This is a genomic window from Nonomuraea sp. NPDC001684, from assembly GCF_053596515.1.
The window spans coordinates 1-5,374 of sequence record NZ_JBSFGJ010000558.1; the positions used below are offsets into that span (position 1 = coordinate 1).

Consider the following 5,374-nt stretch of genomic DNA (forward strand, 5'->3'; position numbering starts at 1 on the left):
GCCGCGGCGACGAACAACCTTCGCTCCACGTGATGATTAGAACACCATCCGTGGTCAAAGGCCCGGAGCACCCCATACCGGGAACCATCGGCCGAGGTCGGCCTCCAGTGGCAGCTCGCCGTCCAGGACGCCTCTGGCCTGCAGTTCGAGGGCGTTGTCGCGCCTGTTCCCGGGCAGCGGCGCGAACGGGTAGAACGTGCCGCGCTTGTACAGGTAGACCACCGCCAGCCGCCTGCCCGCCGGATCGGCGAACGACACCAGCGAGCACAGCAGCGAGGGCCCGAACCCGGCCGACTCCAGCGAGGAGTTGACCGCGTGCAGCTCGGTGACCAGGTCGCTGACGTCGTCCGGCGCGCGGCGGACCAGCAGCCAGGTGTAGCCGTAGCCGTCGTCGGACTCCTCGACGCGCCCGCCGAGCAGCGCCTTGACGTCGCTCTCCAGCGTGGCGAACGCGCCGCCCTCCGCGGCCCTGAACGACACCGAGCCGAGACCGGTGGGGACGAGACCGGTCGCGGCCTGGAGCGTCACGGCGGCGGACGGCAGCGCGAACAGCGCGTCGAGGTTGGGCTTGACCGGCTTGGACCGGCCCAGCAGCGAGTCGAGCCAGCCCATGCGTGCCTCAGCCCCTTCCGAGCTGCTTGGAGATGGACGCGAGGAGTTCGAGCCGGCGCTCCAGCGGCGGATGCGTGGAGAACAGGTTCGCCAGCGTCTCCCCCCTGGCCAGAGCCGGGGCGAAGTAGAAGGCGTTGAACGGCGCCGCCTCGCGCAGGTCGGTGGTCGGGATGCGGGCCATGTCGCCGGTGACCTTGGTCAGCGCGCTGGCCAGGGCCGAGGGACGCTGCGTGAGCAGGGCTCCGGCCCGGTCGGCGGCCAGCTCGCGGTAGCGCGACAGGGCCCTGGTGAGCAGGAAGCTGACGGCGTACACGACGAGCGAGACGAACATGATGATCAGCCCGACCGGCACGCCGCCCTGGCCGTTGTCCCGGCGTCCGCCGAAGCCGGCGTACAGGGCGAACCTCGTCATCAGCCCGGCGACGATGCCGAGGAACGAGGCGATCGTCATGACGGCGACGTCGCGATGGGCGACGTGCGACAACTCGTGCGCCAGGACGCCTTCGAGCTCCTGAGGCTCCAGGCGGCGCAGGATCCCCGTCGTCACGCAGACGACGGCCCGCTTCTGGTTACGCCCGGTGGCGAAGGCGTTGGGGACGTCGGAGTCGGCGATCGCCACCCGCGGCTTGGGCATGTCCGCCAGCGCGCACAGCCGGTCGATCAGGCCGTGGAGCTCGGGGGCCTCCTGTGGGGAGACCTCCCGTCCGTGCATCGCGAACAGGGCGATGCGGTCGGACAGGAAGTACTGCACCAGCAGCAGCCCCCCGGCGAGCACCAGCACGGTCAGCGCGCGCACGCCGAGGGCGATCAGCACGCCGACAAACGCCACGTAGAGCAGCCCCAGCAGGAACATCGTCACGACCATGCGGCGGGTCAGGCCGCTGTCGGACGCGAACCGCGTGCCCACGGGACTCAGCCCGGGATGAGGCCTTGGTCGCCCAGCATCTCCCGGACCTCCTCGATCGAGGCGTCCGCGGGGGGAAGGATCAGCTCTGACGGCTCAAGGCTGTCGTCGGGAAGCGCCTTGCCCACATGGCGCACCTTGTCGAGCAACGCGTGCAGCTTGACGCGGAAGGCCCCCTCGTCACCGGTCTCGATGGCGGCCTCCAGCTCGCTGTCGAGCTCGTTGAGCACCGCGATGTCGTCCGGCGAGATCTCGACCTGGCCCTCGCCCATGATTCTGACGATCATGCGTTCTCCCCGGGCTGACGCAGCTGCTGGGTGTGACCCTGCTGCGGCTGGGCCTGCTGCTGGGGCTGCCCCTGCTCGATGGCGCTCTTGGGCGCCGGGCCCTGGCCCAGCTCGGCCTTCATCCGGGCCAGCTCCAGCTCGACGTCCATGCCGCCGCCCATGCGGTCGAGCTCGGCCTGGATGTCGTCGCCGCGGGTGCCGCTGAAGTCGTCGAGCGCGCCACTGGCCAGCAGCTCGTCGATCGCGCCCGCGCGGGCCTGCATCTGCGCCGTCTTGTCCTCGGCGCGCTGGATCGCCAGGCCGACGTCGCCCATCTCCTCGGAGATGCCGGAGAACGCCTCGTTGATGCGCGTCTGGGCCTCGGCGGCGGTGTAGGTCGCCTTGATCGTCTCCTTCTTCGTGCGGAAGGAGTCGACCTTGGCCTGCAGCCGCTGGGAAGCCGTGGTCAGCTTCTCCTCCTCGGCCTGCAGGTTGTCGTGCTGGACCTTGAGGTCGGCCATCTGCCCCTGCAGATTGGACCGCCGCTGCAGGGCCTCGCGCGCGAGGTCCTCGCGCCCGACGGACAGCGCCTTGCGGCCCTGGTCCTCGTACCGCCTGGCCTGCGCCTCCAGGCCGTTGATCTGCAGTTCTACCCGCTTGCGCGAGGTGGCCACGTCGGCCACCCCTCGACGCACCTTCTGCAGCAACTCGAGCTGCCGCTGATAGGAGTAGTCAAGCGTCTCGCGCGGATCCTCCATCTTGTCCAGGGCCTTGTTGGCCTTGGACTTGAAGATCATCGAAAGTCTCTTCATCACGCTCATGCGCGTCGGCCGTCCCCTTCTAGGTCGTGCTGGTGTTCACCCAATGCAGCGCAGCCGCCTTGGGATTACCCTACGCATAACGCACGGGGGCGTCACTAAGTTGCAGTCCAGGTAGGGTTGACGTGTGTTGCGACGCCGATCCCAAACCTCCGAGGACGACACCCCCGTCCCCGTTGACGATCCTAAGCCCCAGGGTAAAGGTCGTCCCACACCCAAGCGCCGGGATGCCGAGGGCAGACGACGCCAGCCGGTCTCCGCGCCGAAGGACCGCAAGGAGGCCTATCGGCAGATGCGCGCCAAGCAGGCCGCCGAGCGCGACCGGGCCCGCAAGGGCATGCTCGCAGGTGACGAGCGTTATCTTCCGGTTCGCGACAAGGGTCCAGGGCGCAAGTTCGCGCGCGACTGGGTCGACTCGCGGCGCCTGCCCAGCCAGTACTTCCTGCCGTTCTCGCTACTGATCCTGCTGGCGACCTGGATCCCGTGGCCGATCGAGATCCGCGCCAAGGTGCTCAACATCGTGATCGCGGTCGGCTGGCCGATCATGATGGTCGGCGTCCTGGCCACCTCCCTCTACGTGGCGTGGAAGGTGAAGAAGGAGGTCGCGGCCAAGTTCCCGAACGAGAGCGTGAAGGGCGTCGGCTTCTACGCGGCCATGCGCGCTTTGCAGATCCGCAAGCTGCGGTTCCCGCCGCCCACGGTGCTGCCGGGCGGGAAGCCCGCGCCGCCCAAGAAGTAGCCCCGTTTTCCCGATTTTTCGGGAAAACGACTTATCGGCGACGTTCGCGTGCCCATCACCGTCCGGTGGTGGGCACTCGTGCTTCCCGCCTTTCGCCGTGCGTCCCCGCTCAGCGGGCCGGTTTCCAGCGCAGGACGCCGCCGGTGACCACGGGGCGGCGGCCGTCGATCGCGCCGCCCCGTTCGAGGGCGTCGGCGACGGTCCGCAGCAGCGTGTACGACGACCGCAGCCGCCTGCCCGTGACCCCGGACACCGTCCCGTCGGCCGAGCTCACGGTGGCGTACGCCGTGGCGCCGTCGGCGGCCGTGTAGGACAGGATCGGGATCAGCAGGCCGTCCCAGGACCCGGCCGGACGGCGGGCGCACATCTCGCGCCAGGCGTCCCTGATGCCGCGGACGGTGAGGTGGTCGCCGACCCCGGGGCGGAAGCCCAGGACGCCGGCGCCGCGCGCGCCGTTGTGGCGCAGCAGGGAGGCGCGCAGGGCGTCGGGGAAGTCCACGCCCATCTGCGACTCGGCCACGGCGATCGTGCGCGCCCTGACCGGGCCGCCGAGCGTGCGGTAGGTGCGGGGGGCGTTGCTCCTGAGCCAGCGTTCGATGCGCCGCCATTGGACGTCCACGGCCCGCTTGACGTCGGGCGCGACCCTGCGGGGGTCGATCGGGCGGCGCCGGGGCGCGCAGTTGGGCGCCTGGGCGGCGGAGGCGGCGGGGGTGGGCTGCGCGGTCGCCACGGGCTCGGCCGGCGGCTCCACAGGCGTCACTGCCGTCATAGGCGTCACGGGCGTCACGGGCTCGGGGCCGGCCGGGGGCGGTTCCTGCTGTTCGGTGACGGCACGCACGAGGGCCAGGGCGCCGCGCTGCACCGACGTCCCCATCAGGGCGAACCCCAGCGTGAGCGTCACGACGACCGCGATGACCAGCCACGACAGGACCGTTCCCGCACGTCGGCGCCGCGGTGCGGGCGCCGGGACGGACGGCGGCGGCTCGGCCCGCGGCAGGCGGGCCCGGCGGCGCAACCGCACCGCGAGGGCGATCAGGACGGCCGCGGTGAGAGCCTGGCGGACGAGCTTGAGCACGTCGCGCACCCTATCCCGAATCGAATCGGCTCATGTGACGCTCTAAGGTCGAACGTATGGAATTCCGACACCTCGGCCGCAGCGGTCTCATGGTCAGTGAGATCAGCTACGGCAACTGGCTCACCCACGGCTCCCAGGTCGAGGAGGACGCCGCCAAGCTCTGCGTGCAGGCGGCGCTCGACGAGGGCATCACCACCTTCGACACCGCCGACGTCTACGCGGGGACGAAAGCCGAGGAGGTGCTCGGCCGGGCGCTCAAGGGCGTCCGCAGGGAGTCGCTGGAGATCTTCACCAAGGTCTACTGGCCCACCGGCCCCGGCAAGAACGACCGCGGGCTGTCCCGCAAGCACATCACCGAGTCGATCAACGCCTCGCTGCGCCGCCTCCAGACCGACTACGTCGACCTGTACCAGGCTCACCGCTTCGACAACGAGACGCCCCTTGAGGAGACCCTCAAGACGTTCGACGACCTCGTACGTCAGGGCAAGGTGCTCTACGTCGGCGTCAGCGAGTGGACGGCCGAGCAGATCGGCCGCGCGCTGAAGATCGCCGACGAGATGGGCTTCGACCGGATCGTGTCGAACCAGCCGCAGTACTCGATGTTGTGGCGGGTCATCGAGGCGGAGGTCGTGCCGCTGAGCGAGCGCGAGGGCCTCGGCCAGATCGTCTGGTCGCCGATCGCGCAGGGCGTGCTCACCGGCAAGTACCTGCCCGGCCAGCAGCCTCCGCAGGGCTCGCGGGCGACCGACGCGAGCGGCAGCGCCATGATCGCGCGGTACATGAACGACGACGTGCTCACCCGCGTGCAGGAGCTGCGGCCGATCGCGGACGACCTCGGCCTGACCATGGCCCAGCTCGCCGTGGCCTGGGTGCTGCAGAACCCGAACGTCTCCAGCGCCATCGTCGGCGCCACCCGCCCCGAGCAGGTGCGCGACAACGTCAAGGCGGCCGGCGTCAAGC

The 5,374-nt window shown here is 70.2% G+C and carries 7 protein-coding genes; 2 read left to right on the plus strand and 5 right to left on the minus strand.

The genetic code is table 11. From position 1 onward, the window contains the following. Positions 1-54: 54 nt before the first annotated feature. The 4 genes from pspAB to ACWCSD_RS46990 are packed head-to-tail and all read right to left on the minus strand — an operon-like array spanning position 55 to position 2,603. Positions 55-612 (minus strand): PspA-associated protein PspAB, encoded by a 558-nt coding sequence (pspAB, locus tag ACWCSD_RS46975; protein WP_352323078.1) that lies wholly within the window; start codon positions 610-612, stop codon positions 55-57. 7 nt (positions 613-619) lie between these two features. Then, positions 620-1,519 (minus strand): zinc metalloprotease HtpX, encoded by a 900-nt coding sequence (gene htpX / locus ACWCSD_RS46980; protein WP_358294153.1) that lies wholly within the window; start codon positions 1,517-1,519, stop codon positions 620-622. Between the two features lie 5 nt (positions 1,520-1,524). Continuing rightward, positions 1,525-1,803 carry a PspA-associated protein PspAA gene (gene pspAA / locus ACWCSD_RS46985; protein ID WP_352323076.1) on the minus strand — a complete coding sequence of 93 codons (279 nt, stop codon included), beginning with the start codon at positions 1,801-1,803 and terminating at the stop codon, positions 1,525-1,527. Next, on the minus strand, positions 1,800-2,603 hold the full coding sequence (locus ACWCSD_RS46990; protein ID WP_352323075.1) for a PspA/IM30 family protein: 804 nt from the start codon (positions 2,601-2,603) through the stop codon (positions 1,800-1,802). The genes pspAA and ACWCSD_RS46990 overlap by 4 nt, the downstream gene beginning before the upstream one ends. Positions 2,604-2,727: 124 nt before the next feature. Here ACWCSD_RS46990 and ACWCSD_RS46995 point away from each other — a divergent pair, with 124 nt between their 5' ends. Further along, entirely contained in the window at positions 2,728-3,339 is a 612-nt protein-coding gene (locus tag ACWCSD_RS46995; protein ID WP_449925380.1) for a DUF3043 domain-containing protein, read from the plus strand. Between the two features lie 109 nt (positions 3,340-3,448). Here the strand turns inward: ACWCSD_RS46995 and ACWCSD_RS47000 are convergent, their stop codons facing one another. Continuing rightward, positions 3,449-4,414, minus strand: coding sequence for a hypothetical protein (locus tag ACWCSD_RS47000; RefSeq protein ID WP_449925383.1), 966 nt, complete (start codon positions 4,412-4,414; stop codon positions 3,449-3,451). A 56-nt stretch (positions 4,415-4,470) separates the two neighbouring features. Here ACWCSD_RS47000 and ACWCSD_RS47005 point away from each other — a divergent pair. Then, the coding region (locus tag ACWCSD_RS47005) for an aldo/keto reductase family protein (RefSeq protein WP_449925386.1) at positions 4,471-5,374 on the plus strand (904 nt) is incomplete at its 3' end.